17 protein-coding genes and 1 pseudogene are annotated in these 19,004 nt (G+C 62.2%); 16 read left to right on the top strand and 2 right to left on the bottom strand.

Annotation, left to right across the window (positions count from 1 at the left end):
• Nucleotides 1-9 precede the first annotated feature (9 nt).
• The gene (locus tag SALB1_RS09800) at nucleotides 10-1,287 is read left to right on the top strand and encodes a sensor domain-containing diguanylate cyclase (protein ID WP_109993700.1); all 1,278 of its coding nucleotides are present in this window, start codon (nucleotides 10-12) and stop codon (nucleotides 1,285-1,287) included.
• On the top strand, nucleotides 1,284-2,432 hold the full coding sequence (locus SALB1_RS19705; RefSeq protein WP_109993699.1) for an AMP-binding protein: 1,149 nt from the start codon (nucleotides 1,284-1,286) through the stop codon (nucleotides 2,430-2,432). Before SALB1_RS09800 ends, SALB1_RS19705 begins: the two co-directional genes overlap by 4 nt.
• 29 nt (nucleotides 2,433-2,461) lie before the next feature.
• Here SALB1_RS19705 and thiM read toward each other — a convergent pair whose 3' ends face one another.
• Nucleotides 2,462-3,286, bottom strand: a complete 825-nt coding sequence (gene thiM / locus SALB1_RS09790; protein WP_109993698.1) for a hydroxyethylthiazole kinase — start codon at nucleotides 3,284-3,286, stop codon at nucleotides 2,462-2,464.
• A gap of 56 nt (nucleotides 3,287-3,342) precedes the next feature.
• Here thiM and SALB1_RS09785 point away from each other — a divergent pair, with 56 nt between their 5' ends.
• From SALB1_RS09785 to SALB1_RS09775, 3 genes are all read left to right on the top strand, one after another.
• A complete protein-coding gene (locus SALB1_RS09785; RefSeq protein WP_109993697.1) occupies nucleotides 3,343-4,560 on the top strand; it encodes a GGDEF domain-containing protein in 1,218 nt (405 codons plus the stop codon).
• Nucleotides 4,561-4,595: 35 nt separating this feature from the next.
• Entirely contained in the window at nucleotides 4,596-5,381 is a 786-nt protein-coding gene (locus SALB1_RS09780) for an SDR family NAD(P)-dependent oxidoreductase (RefSeq protein ID WP_109993696.1), read from the top strand.
• A gap of 419 nt (nucleotides 5,382-5,800) precedes the next feature.
• The gene (locus tag SALB1_RS09775; RefSeq protein WP_255414371.1) at nucleotides 5,801-6,241 is read left to right on the top strand and encodes a PaaI family thioesterase; all 441 of its coding nucleotides are present in this window, start codon (nucleotides 5,801-5,803) and stop codon (nucleotides 6,239-6,241) included.
• A gap of 405 nt (nucleotides 6,242-6,646) precedes the next feature.
• Here the strand turns inward: SALB1_RS09775 and SALB1_RS09770 are convergent, their stop codons facing one another.
• Entirely contained in the window at nucleotides 6,647-7,303 is a 657-nt protein-coding gene (locus SALB1_RS09770; RefSeq protein ID WP_109995367.1) for a TetR/AcrR family transcriptional regulator, read from the bottom strand.
• A gap of 108 nt (nucleotides 7,304-7,411) precedes the next feature.
• On the opposite strand from SALB1_RS09770, the gene SALB1_RS09765 reads away from it, so the two are divergent.
• From SALB1_RS09765 to SALB1_RS09710, 11 genes and pseudogenes are all read left to right on the top strand, one after another.
• Entirely contained in the window at nucleotides 7,412-8,296 is an 885-nt protein-coding gene (locus SALB1_RS09765) for a thioesterase family protein (RefSeq protein WP_179950654.1), read from the top strand.
• Nucleotides 8,297-8,556: 260 nt separating this feature from the next.
• Nucleotides 8,557-8,781, top strand: a complete 225-nt coding sequence (locus SALB1_RS09760) for a hypothetical protein (RefSeq protein ID WP_109993693.1) — start codon at nucleotides 8,557-8,559, stop codon at nucleotides 8,779-8,781.
• Nucleotides 8,782-8,888: 107 nt separating this feature from the next.
• A pseudogene (locus tag SALB1_RS19895) lies at nucleotides 8,889-9,134 on the top strand (transposase); the annotation flags it as partial.
• A gap of 76 nt (nucleotides 9,135-9,210) precedes the next feature.
• Nucleotides 9,211-9,573 (top strand): transposase, encoded by a 363-nt coding sequence (locus tag SALB1_RS09750; protein WP_109993692.1) that lies wholly within the window; start codon nucleotides 9,211-9,213, stop codon nucleotides 9,571-9,573.
• Nucleotides 9,574-9,850: 277 nt separating this feature from the next.
• Nucleotides 9,851-10,786, top strand: coding sequence for a 4-hydroxyproline epimerase (locus tag SALB1_RS09740; RefSeq protein WP_109993690.1), 936 nt, complete (start codon nucleotides 9,851-9,853; stop codon nucleotides 10,784-10,786).
• Between the two features lie 65 nt (nucleotides 10,787-10,851).
• Nucleotides 10,852-11,799, top strand: a complete 948-nt coding sequence (locus tag SALB1_RS09735) for a dihydrodipicolinate synthase family protein (RefSeq protein WP_109993689.1) — start codon at nucleotides 10,852-10,854, stop codon at nucleotides 11,797-11,799.
• Nucleotides 11,800-11,876: 77 nt separating this feature from the next.
• A complete protein-coding gene (locus SALB1_RS09730) occupies nucleotides 11,877-13,454 on the top strand; it encodes an aldehyde dehydrogenase (NADP(+)) (protein WP_109995366.1) in 1,578 nt (525 codons plus the stop codon).
• 117 nt (nucleotides 13,455-13,571) lie between these two features.
• On the top strand, nucleotides 13,572-14,234 hold the full coding sequence (locus SALB1_RS09725; protein WP_109993688.1) for a GntR family transcriptional regulator: 663 nt from the start codon (nucleotides 13,572-13,574) through the stop codon (nucleotides 14,232-14,234).
• 250 nt (nucleotides 14,235-14,484) lie between these two features.
• Nucleotides 14,485-15,798: an FAD-binding oxidoreductase gene (locus tag SALB1_RS09720; protein ID WP_109993687.1), complete on the top strand. Its 1,314-nt coding sequence runs from the start codon at nucleotides 14,485-14,487 to the stop codon at nucleotides 15,796-15,798.
• Nucleotides 15,799-15,846: 48 nt separating this feature from the next.
• A complete protein-coding gene (locus SALB1_RS09715) occupies nucleotides 15,847-17,433 on the top strand; it encodes an APC family permease (protein WP_109993686.1) in 1,587 nt (528 codons plus the stop codon).
• Nucleotides 17,434-17,986: 553 nt separating this feature from the next.
• The gene (locus tag SALB1_RS09710) at nucleotides 17,987-18,808 is read left to right on the top strand and encodes a sulfurtransferase (protein ID WP_109993685.1); all 822 of its coding nucleotides are present in this window, start codon (nucleotides 17,987-17,989) and stop codon (nucleotides 18,806-18,808) included.
• Nucleotides 18,809-19,004: the final 196 nt, after the last annotated feature.

Below are 19,004 nucleotides of genomic sequence, written 5' to 3'. Positions count from 1 at the left end.
CCGGTGGCCATGGCGGATGAAGATGATCTTCTAAGCTTCATGTATGCATGCCCCTTCGGGCTGATCGAGCTCGATGAACGGGGCGACATCGGGTTGATCAATCCGCATGCGATGATGCATCTGCTGCCACTGGCCGGAGCGCAGGGCGTCGAGAACTTCTTCGCCGCAATGGAAAAATTCGCGCCGGAACTGCGCAACTTTGCCGACGGTTTCGCCGAGCCCCACGGCACGATCTGCGACGGACACCGGGTCGTCGTGGATCTGGGCCAGAAAAGCCGGGACGGGCGCCCCACGGTTCTGGCCTGCTCGCTGGTCAAGCGCGGGCCGAACCAGTTGATCGCGACCTTGAGCGACATCAGCGAACAGGTGACCCAGGAACAACGGATGCGTCAGGCCGATACCTGGTTCTCTGCCTTGATCGACGAGGTCAACGATCATGCGCTGCTGACGGTCGCGGGCGACGGCACGGTGCTTTCAGCCAACCCCTCCTTCGTCCGGCAGACTGGCTATGCCGCCGAACAAGTCGTCGGCCAATGCGTGGATACGTTTCTGTCCGAAACCGACGACGAAGCGCAGATTCCGTTCTCCATAGCCGACCAACTTGCGCTTGCCAGTCGCGATGGCTGGCATCTGTTCGAAGGGTGGGAAAAACGGGCCAATGGCGAACGCTACTGGTGCCAGCGCCTGCTGGTGGCGCGGGCCGAACAAGACGACGACGACGCCCCCACCTTCTCGATGGTGCTGCGGGACGTGCCCGAACCGGCAAAAAAAACCAACGACCTGATCGAACTTCTGACACGGGATTATCTGACCGGTGCGGTCAACCGGATGCAGTTCCAGAAGGTGTTGAAGCTCGAACACACGCGATGCCTGACACGCCGACGGCCGTTATCGCTGATTATCCTCGACCTGGACGATTTCAAGTCGCTGAACGACATGCACGGCCATCCGGCCGGGGACACCGCGCTTAAACAGGTGGCGCAAATCGGTGCCGACTGCACGCCGGCGAGGGCAGTCTTCGCGCGCCTGAGCGGAGAAGAATTCGCCCTGCTGGCGCCCGAATACCCGTTGAGTGCAGCAATCGAGCTGGCCGAAACACTGCGTCGCAAAATCGCCGAACGCCAGATCGCGGTGCCCCGTGGCCAGGTCAACGTCACCGCCAGTCTGGGCTGCTCGGAAATGCGCGAAACCGACGGCTCCACCGACGATCTGATCGCAATCGCCGATCGCCGTCTGTACGAGGCGAAAAACGCCGGGCGCAATCGTGTCGCCCCCGCGCCGGCGTGACCCGGAGCGACTTGCCACGGGCAGCCATCCGTCGGATCACCGCCGCCGTGATCGCCGGCGAACTCCAGCGCCTGCGCGGCGAAGACATCGGCCAGCGCACGACCAACGCCTATGCCCCGCATGAAACGGCCACCCCGCTGGCCCTGGACTCTCTGGAAAGAATGGGCGTAGCCGCCGCGCTCAGCGAAGTTTTCACGCTGGACGATGTGGCGTTCGCCCCGGAGACGACGGCCACGGTGGCCGAATGGGCCGACCGCATCGCGGCCCAGCGGATCCAACGGCTGACGGTTCATACCTCCGGCTCGACCGGCGTGCCGCAGAGCCATTCGCATGCCACAGCCGACCTGCTCGAAGAAGCCCACGAGTTCGCCCACCGGTTTGCCGAAACGCAGCGGGTCATCGCGCTGGTTCCGGCGACCCATCTCTACGGGCTCGTGTGGACCGCCCTGCTGCCGGCGGTGCTCGATGTGCCGGTTGTCGATGGCACCGTGCCCGGCATGCCGGCGCCGAGAGCGGGCGATCTGGTGGTGGGCGTTCCCGATCACTGGGCCGCGCTGGCACGCCTGCGCCAACAGTGGCCCGATCATGTCACCGGGATCAGTTCCGGCGGGCCGCTTGCCAACGCGCTGGGCGAAGCCGTGCTCGCCACCGGGCTGGCGCGCCTGGTCGATGTCTATGGCAGTTCGGAAACCAGCGCGATCGGCCTGCGCGAGATCCCCGGTATCGAATACACCCTGCTACCGCGCTGGCGGCTCGCGCCCCATGCGCCATCGACGCTCATCGATCGCGCCGGCCGGACCACGCGTCTGCCCGACCAAATCCGGCCCAGCGGCGCACGTCAAATCGAGCTCATGGGCCGCCGGGACCATGCGGTGCAGGTCGGCGGAGTAAACGTCTATCCCGACCGTATCGCCGCCGTGCTCACCGAATGCGACGGCGTGGCCGAGGCAGCGGTGCGGCTGGGCGACAACGGCCGCCTGAAGGCGTTCATTGTCCCGGTCGACGACCAAGACCAAGCCGACCTCGAACACCGACTGCGCCCGTTCGTGGCCAGCCGCCTGCCGCCCGCCGAACGCCCCACGCGCTTTCGCTTCGGCCCTACCCTGCCGCAAAACCCGATGGGAAAGCCCGCGGACTGGGATTGACAGCCTGTTGGGATAGCCTCCAAGGCCCCTCAAGGCGTCAACTCGCTCACCTTCAACCGCGCCGATAAGTCCGCTGCATCCAGCTTGTATAGCGCGTCGATCAACAAGGGCTTGAGCGTGCCCGGGCCGCCGGCGTGGGCGGCCGCCATCTCGCCGGCCACCGCGAAATGCGCCAGGCCCGCCAGCGCGGCCTCGAACGGATCATCCGCCACGGCCAGGAAACAGGCCAGCACCGACGACAGCATGCAGCCCGACCCGATCATCCGGCCCATCATGGGATCGCCGTTGTGCAGACGAACGACCCGGGCGCCGTCGGTGATCAGATCGCGCTCGCCGGTCACGGCCACCACGCAGCCGTACTGCCGTGCGATCCGCCGCGCCGCGTCGATTGCGTCATCCACGGCATGCCGGCTGTCCCCGGCGCGCCCGCTCGTACCGGTGCGCGCCAGCGCCAGCGTTTCGCTGGCGTTGGACTTGATCACGGTCGGGCCGAGGGTCAGCAGCTTGTGGATGGCCTCAGTCCGGTAGTCGGAAAGCCCGACGGCCACCGGGTCGAGCACCCACGGCCGGCCGCGCCGCGTGACCGTGCGCACGGCGGTATCGGCGGCTTCGAGCCATGCCGGGTCCGGCGTGCCGACGTTGACGGTCAGCGCGTCCGCCACGGCGGCGATCTCGGCCACCTCGGCCGGCGCATGCAATGTCATCTGCACCCCGCCAACGGCGGCGATGGCATCGGCCGCGTCGTTCTGCACCACCAGGTTCGTGATATTGTGCACAAGCGGCGCGGCCTGCTTTAGCGCGGCTGCAACACGGGCATACCGGGCAGCAATATCGTTCGCGTTCGTGGGATTCATCGGCGTGTTCGCGTCGGTGTGTCGTGTCGCATCGGGTCTTGCGTGAGGAGGCACGCATGCCGTATCCAGTCAATGCCAAGTGGATCGATGACCTGGTCGGCTGGAACGGTGCCAGCGAGCGCATCCGCGCCCGCCTGTTGGAGGTATTTTGTTCCGGCATCCGCATGCGCAGCCTGGTGGGCAACCTCGCCACCCTGCTGGTCATCGGCACCTTCATCATAACGAAAACACCGACGCCGGCCCATGTCGCCTGGCTGGCAATGACCGCGGCCGGCGGCTTCCTCCCGCGCGCCTACGCCGCCCGGCTGCGCGCCAAAGACCAATTCGACGAGGCCCCCGAACGCAAAGCGCTCTGCTTTATGGCAATCAGCTTCGTCTACGGGCTGGTCTGGGGCGCCGGCCCCCTGTTGTTGCTTCCCCATCTGCCCGGCGAGGCCGCCGGCGTACTGCTGGTGATGGTCGTGCTCGGCACGATCATGGGGCCATATGCCGCGATCCCCGGCATTCTGTATGCCCGCCTGGTGGCCACGGCGTCGCTCACGCTCGTGGCCCTGGCCTGGAACCTGGGCCTTGCCGTCGCGCTGATCGGCGGCGTCATCACCTTCTGGCTCGGCCTGCGTACGGATGTCTGGCGCGGTTACCATCGCGCATTGCGCGACCAGCTCGAATCGCACGCGATGCTCGCGTCACGCCAGGCACGGCTGGAACAGGCGAATCAGGAAAAAGACGCCATCAACCGCTCCCTGACGCGGATGGCCGAAACCGACCCACTCACCGGCACCGGCAATCGACGCCGCTTTCTCGCCTGGCTGAAAGCCGCGCATGCACCGCTGGCGCTCATTGTGTTCGATGTCGATCGCTTCAAGGAGATCAACGACAGCCTCGGCCACCACGGCGGCGACCTGCTACTGCAAGCGCTGGTGCGTATCGTGGACGAGAGCCTGGGCAACACCGGCCGGCTGGCCCGCATGGGCGGCGACGAATTCGCCATCCTGCTGCCCGGCGCCGACTCGAACGCCGCCATCGCGACCGCCGAATACATCCGTGAACGCATCGCCTGGCGGCCACTCGATCTCGACGGCACCACCGTCCGTATCACGATCTCGCTCGGCGTGGCGGTCGTCGATACGCCGGATGCTCCGATCGATATCGCCCCGCTGCTAGCCGAAGCCGACACCGCGCTCTACGCTGCCAAGCGACAAGGCCGAAACCGCACCGCCCATACCGGGACCGCAGGCGCCAAACCGCGGGACGAACAAAGCCTCGGCGTGTAAAGCCAGGTATACGCCCTGAAAATCGAGGTACGACAATGACCCTTCCCGACAAACCGGTTGCCCTGATCACTGGCGCGGGCAGTGCCGACGGCATTGGCTTCGCCATCGCCCGCGAACTGGGGCAGGCCGGGATGCCCGTACTCATCTGCGCTACAAGCAAACGCATTTTCGACCGCGTGGAAGAACTACGCCAATCGGGAATCTCGGCGCATGGGTTTGTGGCTGACCTCACGGTAGAGGCCGAGGTCCATCGACTCTACGCCGAAGCCGAGGCCCAGCATGGTCGGATTGACGTTCTTGTGAACAATGCCGGGATGTCCCAATTGGGAAGTCCGGAGCCCTTCTCGGAAATCGTCAACACAACGCTCAACGACTGGATGTTGTCTCTCAACAGGAATCTGACAACGGCCTTTCTGATGACGCGCGACGTTCTGCCCGGGATGACGAAACGTGGATATGGGCGAATCATCAACATCTCTTCCACCACCGGCACGACAGGGGCCAACGCGGGCGAAGCGCCCTACGCCGCAGCCAAAGCCGGCATGACAGGCATGACCCAAAGCCTTGCGCTCGAGGCCGCCAGATCCGGCGTCACCGCCAATTGCGTGGCGCCCGGATGGATTGAAACCGCTTCCAGCACAGAGGAAGAAATATTGGCGGGCGACCGCTCACCCGTCGGACGCGCAGGCCGTCCCGCGGAAGTTGCGGCCGCCGTCGCCTTTCTCGCGTCGGCAAGCGCCAGCTACATCACGGGCACCACCATCATTGTCGATGGCGGCAATGCGATTGTTGAAAACCTGCATACACCCCTCAAGCCTTGACGGGCTCGAGCACAAAACTCCCCCCTGCCCACGAACCTGGCCCCATTTTCTCCTGATCCCGTGGCGCGCGACTCAGAGCGCGTACGTCTGGCTTTGTCCGAGTTCGAGCCAAATAGCATGATAAGTATGGCGTCTTGTGCCGTGCACGACACAGTAGCTCGAGACTCCATTTGATCCCCGTTTGCAATGGGGTTAATCGGATGATCTTGCTGATCTTGCGGAGCGCGATCTGGCCCCACGCGTTCCACAACTCGCACATCACGACACCTGACCTGGCACCCGACTCCTTCATGCCTCTGTTCATGCGCGGCTGATTTGTGCGATTTGACAATGAAATGAATCCCTGTTCAATTTTTCATTCCAGCATTGAACTGGAATTCAATTCTTCACTTTGTCGCTAGCCAGGAAAGAATAAAATGATGGTGAACGAGCAATTCGAAATGGGCCGAAAGGCACTCAGGGCGCAGGCATTCAGTCAACTCGTCGGCGCCGAACTCATCGCTTTTGATTCCGGCCACGTCACGCTTGAAATCCCGATTCGAGACGCTCTGCTTCAGCAGAACGGATTCGTGCATGGTGGCGTGCTCAGCTATGCTGCCGATAACGCCCTGACTTTCGTCGGCGGCTCAGTGCTCGGCCCTAACGTGCTCACCTCCGAGTACAAGATCAATTACCTCAAGCCGGGTATCGGTGATCGGCTGGTTGCGTACGGCAGCGTCGTCTACGCCGGGAAGCGACAAGCGGTTTGCCGCTGCGATGTCTATGTCATCGCTGAAGACAAGGCGGACGCGCTGTGTGCGACCGCGCAAGGCACGATTGTCACGTTCGAGTCTGGCGGCGCCGATACGCAAGCCCACTAGCGGTGTGTTTAGGCGTACAACGCGAAACTCGACCGCCGCCCCGGCATGCCAAGGCTGAGTCGGGCGCTCGCAACGCCAGCACCTTCGGCGGTCGGCTACCGCGCTACGTTGGGTTCCCGCCGTGTCGAAAGCCTGTGTCGGTTTTACTTGGTAGTGGCGTGGCCATCATGGTCAGCGCCGCGCCCCCGACAGCAGCCGGATAAGCTTGATCAGAAAGGCTTCTATTGTATTTGACTGCGGGGCTCGTTCTCTTGGAGGTCAAATCTCGTCGTCGGTATTTCGGGCCCGAGCGACTGGCCTGACGGCCCGCGGCCGTGCTCAGTAGCCAGCAGGCGTTCAAGCGAAAGGCGCAATGCCGGATCGCATAGGAACCGGTTGCGGACCCGGGGCGGGTCCTGTGTGAAGTCAGTCATGATCCGACCCCATCCCGAGGGTATGCTGGCGCGCGTTTGGCTCGGGCATCGGACCGAGCGCGTTCGTGCAGTAGCTGATGATCGTGTGTATCAACCGATCCGCGTCGCCGACCTCGGGTGGCGCACTCAGCGGCCCGATCAGGGCCTCCACGACGCCCCCGACCATGGCGGCCGCGACAACATCCTCGTCTTGGTCGATGATCTCACCGTTATCGATCCCCTCTCGTATGAGGGCCGCAAAGATGCGCCGATATGGCGCCCGAAAGCGCAGGCGGTCCTGTTCGATTTCGGTCTCCACAGGCTCGGCGAGCAACGCCCAGGCCAATTGGCGTGCAGCCAGCGCGCGATACGCGAACGTTTCAATAACATAGCCGATGCGCTCGCGCGCACTACCCGGTTGGCGGGCCGCGGCTTCGCAGGCTTCGATTTCTTGTTCGGTCGCGCTGCGGAAGACTTCATCGAACAACACGGCCTTGGAGTCGAAGTAGTTATAGATCAGGCCGGTCGATACACCAGCGCGTTTCGCGACCGCAGGCACACTGACAGCCCTGTAGCCCGCTTCGGCTACGAGGCTGCGTGCGGCAACGAGAATCTGCGCACGGCGCTCAGCGAGTCGCGATTCCATCTTTTTCGTTCGACGATATGGCATGCCGAAATAGTGAATCATCGTTCAAATCTTATTGCAATGGACGCTCGACGCGCTCTAACCTGTACTCGAAACACGGGCGTCGAGATATTCACGGTCACAGACCGAGCCTTGCAACGGGCCGATCATCAAATCCCGGCGATGGCCCGACCGGCTCCATGCCGAGAACACCACTTCAAACCGCTGTCGATACCCATGCCACAACCTGATCCAGCAAGCGTATTCAGAAGAGTCGGGGATCGCATTGAGCCCACCGGGCTGGCGCGCGGCCCTTGGCACCCGAACGCCCAGCATGGCGGGGCCCCGGCCGGGCTGCTCGCACAGATCGCGACCGAGGCGGTCAACGATGACACCTTTGTGCTACAGCGTTTGACGCTCGACATCCGCAAGCCAGTCCCGATCGAGCCTTTGACGGTTACGTGCGCGCGTGACAGGGGCCGCTCGACACAACGTGTTCGGCTCGAACTGATTCATGACGGGCAGCCGCTTTGCGTGGCCCATGTTCTTTTCGGCCGGTCGGATGCGATAGGCGATTGGCAAGCGGATGCGCCGACGGTGCGGCTCACGCCGGTAGCGGATTCAACCCCTGACGACGTACACATCCCCGGCACCGACCCCGGTGCCGAGACGTTTCATTATCGTGCGCTGGAATCACGCCTGGCGGCCGGTAGCGTTGAGGACCAAGGGCCGGCAGCGGCCTGGTTTCGGTTTCGCTATCCGCTGATTGGAGATAATGAGCCCGCGATGTCCGCACAAGCGGTGGCCATCGCGGATCTCGGCAACGGTATCAGCTGGTCCGTCCCTCTCGAGGATTATTCCTTCGCAAGCACCGACCTCACCGTCAACCTCTGGCGTCGACCCGCGACGGCGTGGATCGGCGTCGATAGCGGTACGCATATCTCGGCACTTGGCCACGGTTGCACGTTAAGTGACCTCTATGACGAAGACGGCCGAATTGGCGTGGCCTCACAGACGCTCCTGATACGTAAACGCTGACATGGCGCGGACCACACAAGGGCGCCTGTAGCCCTACCCGATCTATACTCATCGCTTGGTCTAGCGCAAAGCTGAAAGTAAATTAGCGGGCTCTTCTGCACTGATATGCGCTAGAAAAGGATGACCACCGCCGACGAATCCTTTTCAATACAAGGCCCTACACAAATACAGAAAGGGTTTGCAGATGGCGACAACCATCCCAAGCTGGCTTGTTGGTCTGCGCAGACAGTGCGTCAAGGGAGTGGCGTGGGACGAAGCGCGTGACACGCTGGTGTTTCACTGCGACCGAGATCGCCGATTCGTGCCGGTGGAGCGGCGCGCGGGGCACCGTCAACCGACGGCTGCGTCGCGAGGTTCAGGATCTGCCGATCTGGGGCCGCATCGGCGCGACGGATTGCCGTATGGAACGGCTGTTATTCGTCGAGCCCGGCCATGGCGTCACACGCCGCTATGCGCGATTCATCAGCCAGCTGGCCCAGCAATGAGCATCGCCGCACTCGCACGCTACACCGGCCTGGCGCACGGTCAAGGCCATGGATGAGCGGGCGTTGCAACGTGACCTGCCCGCGCTGGATCCGGGCGCGCTGACAGCCTGCGGCACCTGGGCGTCTACGAGGTCGCCCGCGCCAAGGGCCACGATTATCTGACGATCGTCTACGACCTGGATTCCGGCGGTCTGGTGTGGGTCACCGAAGGTCGGTCGAAGGCCGGCCTGATGGCGTGCTTCGATGCGCTGGATGAGCCCGTGGCCCACGGCATCGAGGCCGTCGCCATGGACATGTGGGCACCGTTCGAAGCCGCCGTACAGAAGGCGCTGCCGCACGCCGCCGTCGTCGTCGTCGTCGTCTTCGACCGCTTCCACGTAGTGCAGCAGTATTCGGCAGCTGTGGCACACGCCAGCGAACATCACCGTCATGGGCCAACGCCTGGATCAATGGTGCGAACTGGCCAACGCCACGGGCCTGGCGCCCATGAAACGCTTCGTCGCCATGCTGCAGCGGCATCGCACCGGCCTCTGCAACTACGCGGCGCACCCCATCACCACCGCGCGTCTGGAGGGCGGTCACGTCGCCATCGGCCTGATCCGAAAACGCGCTCGCGGATTGCTCGATACTGAGTACTTCAAACTCAAAATCCGGCAGAGCGCCGTGCTCAAGCCTCCCCTTGGCCTGTACGTACGCTCTGGCTGGATGATTGACGCAAACGATGTCACAAGGGCCAATCAGCGTCCGCGCCGACACCGATACCACCATGCGCCTGAAGGCAGAAGAAGTTAGGACGGGGTGAGGTCTTGTTTTATGCGCAAGACCTGCGCGTCGCCAGCATGCGAACACTCGCGCACCTGATCCACACCAGCGCGAAGCCAGGGGAGCCACTCGATCCGAAAATGCCGATTGCCGGACTCGAAATTCAATAGGGTATCTTCGCCTTTTGTCTGGGCCGCCAAGCGGATAAAGAAGCAACCCGTAATCACGTTGACACTATATTTTGTAGATTGTATAAAATATACATGCGAACCAAGGCCCGAACCTGCCATGGGGCAAGAGAGCGTTCATGAACGAGATACATGTGATTGACTCCCACACCGGCGGAGAACCAACCCGCTTGGTGATGGACGGCTTTCCGGCCCTATCCGCCCCCACGATGGCGGAACGCGTCGACGAACTGCGAACCAAGTTCGACGCTTGGCGCCAAGCCTGCTTACTCGAACCACGTGGCCACGATGTTCTCGTCGGTGCGCTCTACTGCGAGCCGGTTTCGCCCGACGCCACGTGCGGCGTGATCTTTTTCAATAACACGGGCTATCTCGGCATGTGCGGCCACGGCACGATCGGTTTGGTGGCATCGCTTCACCATTTGGGTCGTATCGTGCCCGGGATGCATTCGATCGACACGCCCGTCGGCCCCGTAAAAGCCCTATTGCACGACGATGGCGCCGTTACCGTCCGCAACGTGCCCGCGTATCGATATCGTCAAGATGTCGAGCTCGATGTCCCCGGCCACGGCCGCCTACGTGGCGATATCGCGTGGGGCGGAAACTGGTTTTTCCTTGTCGAGGAACACGGCCAGGAACTGTGTTTCGAGCGCGTCGATGCGCTCACGGATTTTACCTGGGCCATTCGACAGGCGCTCGATGCGCAGTCCATCACGGGCAAGAACGGCGCACTCATCGACCACATCGAGCTCTTTGCCGCGGATGACGAGGCCGACAGTCGTAACTTCGTGCTCTGTCCGGGCAAGGCCTACGACCGCTCGCCCTGCGGTACAGGAACGAGTGCCAAGCTCGCATGCTTGGCCGCCGACGGCAAGCTCGCCCCCGATACGCCCTGGATACAGGCTGGTATCACGGGCAGTCAGTTCGAAGGTTATTACCAACGCGAAGCGGACCGGGTCAGACCATGGATCAAGGGTCGGGCCTACCTAACGGCCGATGCCACACTGCTCATAGACGACACCGACCCATTCGCCTGGGGAATTGTGGCGCGCTAACCGAGCCAGCTCGGATCGAGCCATCCGAGGCCAACCCATTCACAGAACGCCAAGAGCCTACACCTATGAAAGATAATATCTTCACCGGCTGCATCCCTGCCCTGATGACGCCTTGCCAGCCCGATCGAACGCCCAATTACGAGGCACTCATGGGCAAGGGTCGAGAGCTGATCGATCTAGGCATGAGTGCCGTCGTCTATTGCGGGTCCATGGGGGACTGGCCTTTGCTCAGCGAAGCCCAGCGCCAGGAAGGGGTCGCCCGACTCGTTCAGGCGGGCGTGCCCACGATCGTGGGCACCGGTGCTGTCAACTCCGCCGAAGCCGTGTCGCATGCCCGGCATGCCGCTCAAATCGGCGCAAGCGGCTTAATGGTGATTCCCCGTGTGCTGTCCCGGGGCAATTCGCCAACGGCACAAAAAGCGCATTTTTCTGCAATCCTGAACGCGGCCCCCAACTTGCCGGCCGTTATCTACAACAGCCCTTACTACGGCTTTGCCACGCGTGCGGATCTATTCTTCGAGCTGCGCCGCGAACACGCCAACCTGATCGGCTTCAAGGAGTTCGGTGGCGGCGCCGACTTAAGATATGCGGCCGAGCACATTACCTCCGCCGATGACGACATCACACTGATGGTCGGCGTCGACACGCAGGTTTTTCACGGCTTCGTCAATTGCCAGGCGACGGGCGCAATCACCGGTATCGGCAATGCCCTGCCCCGCGAGATACTTCAGCTCGTCGCGTTGAGCAAAAAAGCAGCCCAAGGCGACCCCGAGGCACGTATCAGGGCCCAGGAACTGGAATCCGCGCTCGCGGTGTTGTCCTCGTTCGATGAGGGGGCCGACCTGGTTCTTTACTACAAGCATCTGATGGTACTCAACGGCGAATCCGCCTACACCCTGCATTTCAACGAAACGGATGCCTTGAACACGGCGCAGCGCCGCTATATCGAGGCTCAGTACGCACTCTTCCAGCAATGGTATGCCGAGTGGCCCGGCAATCCTGCAAACGCCTGATATCCAAAATTTTCAGAAGCCCCAAACCCGAACACCTGTTCGGAAATGCTCTTCTCAAATATCGGGAGATGAAATTCATGCGTTTGACTGGCGAAATGCTCATTGGACAAAAGCGTGTGAAAGGCAGCGGCCCGGCTATTCAGGCAATCGACCCGAAGCACAATCAACCGCTCGATACGCTTTGGCACGCCAGCAGCGCCGAAGACCTCGACAGGGCTTGCGCCCTTGCGCAGGCGGCCGCCGACGATTTCCGGGACACGGCGCCGGCCGATCGGGCCACTTTCCTGGAAGTCATCGCCGATGAAATCGAAGGCCTTGGCAATCAACTGGTGACTCGCGCCACGGCCGAATCGGGCTTACCAGAGGCTCGTATCCGCGGCGAATGCGACCGCACCTGTGGCCAGCTACGCATGTTCGCTCGCGTAGTGCGCAAGGGCGAGTGGCTCGATGTTCGGGTTGATCCGGCGCTACCCGAGCGAGAACCGATGCCGCGCGCGGACTTGCGCCAACGCAAGATCGCGCTGGGCCCGGTGGCCGTGTTCGGCGCCAGTAACTTCCCTCTCGCCTTTTCGGTCGCCGGGGGCGATACCGCATCGGCCCTGGCGGCCGGCTGCCCGGTCATTGTCAAGGTACACAACGCGCACCCCGGAACCAGCGAACTCGTAGGTCGGGCCATCCAGACCGCCGTCGATCACTGCAACCTGCCCGAGGGCGTGTTTTCGCTGCTCTACGATAGCGACACGGCAATCGGCCATGCATTGGTGATGGATCCGCGTATCGCCGCCGTCGGCTTCACCGGATCGCGGCGAGGTGGATTGGCGCTGTGGCAGGCCGCACAGTCACGTCCGGTGCCGATCCCTGTCTATGCGGAGATGAGCTCGATCAATCCGGTGTTCGCACTGCCGTCCGCTGTGGAAACCCGCGGCGCCGATTTGGGCGAGACGTTTGTTGCGTCGCTCAGTATGGGCGCCGGTCAGTTCTGTACCAACCCGGGGCTTGTCATCGCCCTGGAAGGCCCCGGACTCGATGCCTTTATCGGCGCAGCGCAAGCAGCAATCGGGCGCAGCGATGCACAGACCATGCTCACGCCCGGAATTTCCGACGCGTATCGTCAAAGCGTCAGCGCGCTTGCCAATCACGAGCGCGTGACAGAGATTGCCCGAGGCCAGACCGGCATCGGGCCAAACGACTGTCAGAGCGGCCTGTTTACCACCACCGCCGGCGACTTTCTCGCCGACGAGACACTTCAGAACGAAATTTTCGGGGCATCATCACTGATCGTCGCGTGCGCCGATATCGACGAAATGCATCGTGTGGCAAGACGGCTGGAAGGCCAGCTGACCGTGACGCTCCAATTGGAAGATCGGGACATCCCGTTGGCGCAGTCCCTCATGCCGATACTCGAAGACAAGGCCGGGCGCATCCTGGCCAACGGCTGGCCCACCGGGGTCGAAGTGTGCGATGCCATGGTGCACGGCGGCCCGTTTCCGGCGACCACTGACGCTCGCACCACATCGGTTGGCACGGCGGCGATCGTTCGATTTCTACGACCGGTCTGTTACCAGAATCTCCCGAACGAGCTGCTGCCTCGTGCCTTACGGCACGACAACCCGGAAGCACATCCACGCCTGGTCGACGGCCAGTACCAAGCCTGACGCGCCTGTCGAGCCCGGCCGATATCCCGGTCGGGTTCCAAGCGGTGCAACGCACGCATGGCGTCTGGATTTTTTATTGCATAAAATATCCAAAATAACCTTAGAAGAGATTGCCGCTTGAGCCGCTTCAAGACCCGTGCCCAACATGTCGCCGATGATTTGCGCGAACGGATTCTCGGCGGCGAATTCAAGGGCGGCACGCAATTGCGCCAGGATGCGCTGGCTCGGGATTACGAAGTCAGTCGCATCCCGGTACGAGAAGCGCTGCTGACTCTGGAAGCCGAGGGGCTGGTCGCCTTCCACCCCCATCGCGGCGCCTTCACGACCGAGCTTTCCACAACCACGATTCGTGAACTCTTTGATCTTCGAGTCATGCTGGAATGCTATGTCTTCAAGCATTCGATCCCGCGCATGGCCGCCGAGGATTTTGCTCGCGCCGAGCAAATCCTCGATGAGTATGACGCCGCTCTGGACTCCGGTAGTCGTATCGGTACTTGGAGTGAATACAACTGGGCCTTTCATCGCACGCTGTATCAGTCCGCGGATCTACCGGAATCGATGACGATCATCTCGCAGCTGAACACCAAGGCAGATCGCTATATCCGTATGCAGCTGCTATACACCAAAGAAATCGATAAGGCCGAAAGAGAACATCGCGGCCTGATCGAGCTGGCACGTCAGGGCAGAATCGACGAATCGGCTACCGCCTTGGAGGCCCATATCCGCGAGGCCTGCGAAAGCATTGTCGCCGTACTAGACAACTCCGTCCTGACCGCCTAGTGCAGCAACGTCTTCGCAAGCGCTGGCTCCCCGCGTTACCGCGGTGCGCCTTTAGGGGGACGACTGCACCGGCATGAATCGCCCGGGCCGCCGCTCTCGGCTTGCAAACGTAGACACACGCCGCCCTTCAACCTCCGAAGTCGCGCCGTCTTTCACCAATTAACTGGCTCCACCTCCGACTTAAGTCGATGTCGACAACTTAGCACAGCTTTCGCATTATATATTTTATACAATCTACGATTTGCAGCAGATGGCGAGCACAAACCAATCAGCGAGAGACGCGAACAAGCCCGCGCCTGCTTTCGATCTGACCGTCGTTGGCGCCGGTATTATCGGTGTTACCTGCGCGCTGGACCTGCAACGCGCCGGCTATCGCGTGCTGGTGCTGGATTCCCAAGCCCCCGGCCATGGCGCTTCATATGGTAACGCCGGCCACATGGCGACCGAGCAAGTCTTTCCGGTCGCTGACGCCTCAATCCTTGTGCAGCTCCCCAAGTTGCTGATGGATGCCACCGGGCCGTTGCGTGTGGATTGGCGTTATCTACCCAAGGCAATGCCATGGTTTCTCAAAGCGCTCTTGAATCTGCGCGCTGCCCCTTTTGAAAACAGCGTCAACGGCCTGCGCGCTCTGAATCAGAATAGCCTGCCCGCCTGGCATCGCCTGCTGGCATCAACCGGCGATAGCGCGCTTCTGCGCGACAACGGCTCCGTTCTCGTATTCGAAAAAGAACACTCGCGCGCCGCCATCCAGGCGCTGCAGGCTCGAATGCAGGCAAACGATGTGCCGGTGGATTTTTGGGAGCCCGACACATTGGCACGTCAGGCACCCGCGCTGTCGGACCAACTTCGTGGTGCGCTGTTTTTTCCTGCCACCGGGCACTGTGTCAATCCCATGCAACTGGTCGATGCCCTCGTGACCGCCGCACGACGTGAAGGCGTTGAATTCGTCCGCGAAAACGTGCGATCAGGACACGTTACCGCTTCCGGCGTGGCACTCCACACCGATCAGCGGACTCTCACGGCCCGAAAGGCACTTGTGGCCTGTGGCGCGCACTCCGCGCCACTGGTCAAGGCGCTAACGGGCGTACGGGTGCCGTTGGATACCGAGCGCGGTTATCACCTGATGCTGCCTCATGAAACGGGTCGACTGCCCTTCTCCGTTACTTCTTTCGAACGTCGTTTCATCATGACCCCGATGAACGAGGGCCTTCGTCTGGCCGGGACTGTCGAATTCGCCGGCCTGACCCGACCGCCGAACATGGCCAGGGCCTGGCAACTGGAAACCCTCAGCCACCGGCTATTCCGACAACCGCTCGACGCCACAGACGCGACACCCTGGATGGGCTTTCGGCCGTCGCTGCCGGACTCGTTGCCGATCATCGATCACGCCATGGATGGGCGGGTACTGCTGGCTTTCGGCCATCATCACCTGGGGCTGACCCAAGCGGCCTTGACGGCGGAAATGATCACCTCGTTGGCCGCCAGCAATCGATCGTCAACGCCGGGGGCCGGAGGCGGCGCTCTACCCGACTTCGCGCCTTATCGTCTGGCGCGTTTCGCGTAAGCCATCTTTCTACCATCTGTCGCCAACACGCGACTCAGGAGGAATCCAATGACGGCATCCGCCCAAGGACAATTCAAAAGACAAATTTCCGCGATCGATCTGATTCTGGTCGGGGTTGGCTCGATCATCGGCTCCGGTTGGCTGTTCGCCGCCGGCAAGGTGGCGGCGGTCGCCGGGCCAGCCGGGTCACTGTCATGGGTGATTGGCGGCTTCGCCTTGCTACTGCTCGGACTGGTTTATGCGGAACTGGGGGCAGCGCTGCCGCAAGCCGGTGGCCTGGTACGTTACCCCTATTACACGCACGGTCCGCTTGTCAGCGGCATGGTGTCGTTCATTACTGTGATCGCATTCTCCAGCCTCATTGCCATCGAGGTCCTGGCCGTTCGCCAATACGCATCGGGGTGGTGGCCCGCCTTGACTCAAGCCGGCAGCGATTCACCCACCGTACTCGGCTGGTTCATTCAGCTCCTGTTATTCGTCGTCTTCTTCCTGCTGAATTACTGGAGTATCGGCGTTTTCGCAAAATCCAACACGATCATCACCTGGTTTAAATTCATCGTGCCGACGCTGGTGATCGTGTGCCTGCTAAGCCAACTCAAAGGCGCCAATTTCGATGTACGCGGCTTCGCGCCCAACGGAGTAAGCGGTATAACCTCAGCAGTGGCGACCGGCGGCGTCATGTTCGCTTATCTCGGCTTGACGCCGCTCATGGCATTGGCCGGCGAAGTCCGCCGGCCGCAGCGTAACCTGCCACTGGCACTGATCGGCACAACAGTGGCTTCGACGATAATCTATATTTTGCTTCAGTTTGCTTTCGTGGGCGGTGTCCCCACCCACATCGTTGCCAACGATGGGTGGTCCAAAGTCGGCCAAGTTTTTAATCTTCCGTACTACGACATCGCCATATCGCTCGGTTTCGTTTGGCTGGCCGTATTGGTAACCGTGGATGCCGTCATCTCGCCCGGCGGTACCGGTAATATCTACATGTCAACCACGCCACGGGTGATCTACGGCTGGTCGAGTACCGGGACGTTCTTCCAGTTTTTCGGCAAAGTGGATAAACGCACGGGCATCCCTCGACCGGCGCTATGGCTGACATTCTTCTTGTCGATCTTTTGGACACTGCCTTTCCCATCGTGGGATGCGCTGATCAGCGTGGTCTCTTCAGCGCTGATCTTCAGCTACGCCCTGGCCCCGATTTCAGCTCACGCTCTACGCCTGAGCAATCCTGACATGCACCGCCCGTTCTTCCTGAAAGGGCTCGGCGTCGTCAGCCCATTGGCATTCGTCATCGCTTCGCTGATTCTGTATTGGGCGGGCTGGCAGACCATTTCATGGCTACTGGGCGTCCAGGTTTTGGTCTTTATCGTTTATCTGGTCTTCGGCAAGCATCTTGCCGCAACACGTACCGGTTTCGCCGAACAGCTGCGGTCATCGCTCTGGTTGGTCTTCTATTACGTTCTCATAATGGTCATTTCGGCATTGGGCAGTTTTGGCGGCTCACACACGCTGGCCAGCCCGTGGGATCAAGTCGCGATCGCCATAGTGGCGCTTATCACCTACTACTGGGCCGTTTACTGGGCCCGCCTGCCACATGCTTCACTGCCCGAATATTCGGCACAAGAAATGACATGACATGTCGCGAAGCAATCGCCTCGGAACGATACCGGGGCGTTGCTCCGATAGCTGCCACTCGTCCACGCATTGCGTGAGCCGCACTGAACACGCCGAGGCCTTTCAACGGCCTCGGCGAATTCGCCTGTCAGAACTTATGCCGGCGCGGGTATGATCGTAAAACGCTTCGCCATGAATGTGGTTAACCGCCCAGGCATTACGGATTCGCCAACAAGCGAAATGGAGCGACACCGGGCCGCCACCAAACTGCTTACGACATTCGCGCAGCGGGCTGATCTCGAGCTCTTGGCATCGTCCGGCCCGGCCGTTCGAAAACACGCGCTCGCCGATTGACCAAAGCGATCGATCGGGACCGAGATGCACTGCAACCTATTGTATTAAATTTTTTTTATTTCACCCCGCACCCCGCGCCCGTTACGCGCAAGACACCACCAATCCAAATTCGGGGATTGCGTTCGGCCGGCGGGCGTACACACAGGCGGCTACTGGCACGCCGGCCGGACCACTGGCACGCTCTGAAGGTCACCCACTTCGAGCCCTGCCGGAACGAACCATGGAAGACATATTGATTGATGCCGGAACATTGGCCGGCTGGCTGGCTGAGGGTCGCGATATCGTCGTGCTCGATGCGCGGGCACGCCTGCAGGATGCCGAGGCCGGGAGAGCGCTCTGGCAGGAAGGCCACGTGCCGGGCGCACGTCATGCCGACATGGACCGCGAATTGTCCGCGCCACCCTCCACGCAAGGCGGCCGCCATCCACTGCCGAGCCACGCGCGGTTTGCCGAGCAACTGCGGGCCTGGGGCATTACGCCGCAGTGCCACGTCGTGGCCTACGACGACATGGGCGGTGCGCTCGCGGCGGCACGCGCCTGGTGGATGCTGGTCTGGGCCGGGCACCCGTCGGTGCATGTACTCGATGGTGGCTGGCCCGCATGGTGCGACGGTGGCTACCCCGTCGAAAGCGCATGGCCCGAACCGAACCCCAGCGACTGGCAGCCGGCTTTCGACGACGACCTGATCGCCACGGCCGAGGACGTCGCGCGCGGCGACGCCCTGCTGCTGGACGCCCGGCCCGGCGAGCGCTTTCGCGGCGAGCACGAGCCGATCGACCCCGCCGCCGGCCATATCCCCGGCGCCCGGAATATACCGGCCGGATCGCTGGTGGACGCCCACGCCCGCTTCCTCTCGTCGGCCGAACTGGCGCAGGCACTGCCGCAAGGCGAGGCCGTCATCAGCTACTGCGGCTCGGGCATCAGCGCCTGCCAGATTATCCTGGCCTGTGCGGTGCTGGGCCGGCCATTGCCGCGTCTATACCCGGGCTCGTGGAGCGCCTGGAGCAGCGACCCGTCACGGCCGGTGGCTACGGGCGCATAAATAAACCGTGGTTTTCGGCACTGGGCGCCACGGCATCGGGTCTTGCCCCATGCGCGATGTGGCGTTTCAAGTACTGACCGCAACGTGCATTGCCGACGGGCCCAGCACCGATGCCGACCCCGTCCGGGCATCGCCGCGGGGCCGGCGTTCAGGGCCGGCCGGAATGCTCTGGCGGCGCGATCGCCGACCCTGCCCG

The sequence above is a fragment of the Salinisphaera sp. LB1 genome (assembly GCF_003177035.1).
Lineage (GTDB): Bacteria > Pseudomonadota > Gammaproteobacteria > Nevskiales > Salinisphaeraceae > Salinisphaera.
The sequence above is the reverse complement of the archived record's forward strand: the minus strand, read 5'-3'. Positions and strand labels throughout refer to the sequence as shown.

Excerpts from the sequence above, each read along its gene's own strand:
- SALB1_RS09800 (WP_109993700.1), top strand. The coding sequence starts at position 10 with ATGGCGGATGAAGATGATCTTCTAAGCTTCATGTATGCATGCCCCTTC.
- thiM (WP_109993698.1), bottom strand. The coding sequence starts at position 3,286 with ATGAATCCCACGAACGCGAACGATATTGCTGCCCGGTATGCCCGTGTT.
- SALB1_RS09785 (WP_109993697.1), top strand. The coding sequence starts at position 3,343 with ATGCCGTATCCAGTCAATGCCAAGTGGATCGATGACCTGGTCGGCTGG.
- SALB1_RS09780 (WP_109993696.1), top strand. The coding sequence starts at position 4,596 with ATGACCCTTCCCGACAAACCGGTTGCCCTGATCACTGGCGCGGGCAGT.
- SALB1_RS09775 (WP_255414371.1), top strand. The coding sequence starts at position 5,801 with ATGGTGAACGAGCAATTCGAAATGGGCCGAAAGGCACTCAGGGCGCAG.
- SALB1_RS09770 (WP_109995367.1), bottom strand. The coding sequence starts at position 7,303 with ATGCCATATCGTCGAACGAAAAAGATGGAATCGCGACTCGCTGAGCGC.
- SALB1_RS09750 (WP_109993692.1), top strand. The coding sequence starts at position 9,211 with ATGGGCCAACGCCTGGATCAATGGTGCGAACTGGCCAACGCCACGGGC.
- SALB1_RS09740 (WP_109993690.1), top strand. The coding sequence starts at position 9,851 with ATGAACGAGATACATGTGATTGACTCCCACACCGGCGGAGAACCAACC.
- SALB1_RS09735 (WP_109993689.1), top strand. The coding sequence starts at position 10,852 with ATGAAAGATAATATCTTCACCGGCTGCATCCCTGCCCTGATGACGCCT.
- SALB1_RS09730 (WP_109995366.1), top strand. The coding sequence starts at position 11,877 with ATGCGTTTGACTGGCGAAATGCTCATTGGACAAAAGCGTGTGAAAGGC.
- SALB1_RS09720 (WP_109993687.1), top strand. The coding sequence starts at position 14,485 with ATGGCGAGCACAAACCAATCAGCGAGAGACGCGAACAAGCCCGCGCCT.
- SALB1_RS09715 (WP_109993686.1), top strand. The coding sequence starts at position 15,847 with ATGACGGCATCCGCCCAAGGACAATTCAAAAGACAAATTTCCGCGATC.
- SALB1_RS09710 (WP_109993685.1), top strand. The coding sequence starts at position 17,987 with ATGGAAGACATATTGATTGATGCCGGAACATTGGCCGGCTGGCTGGCT.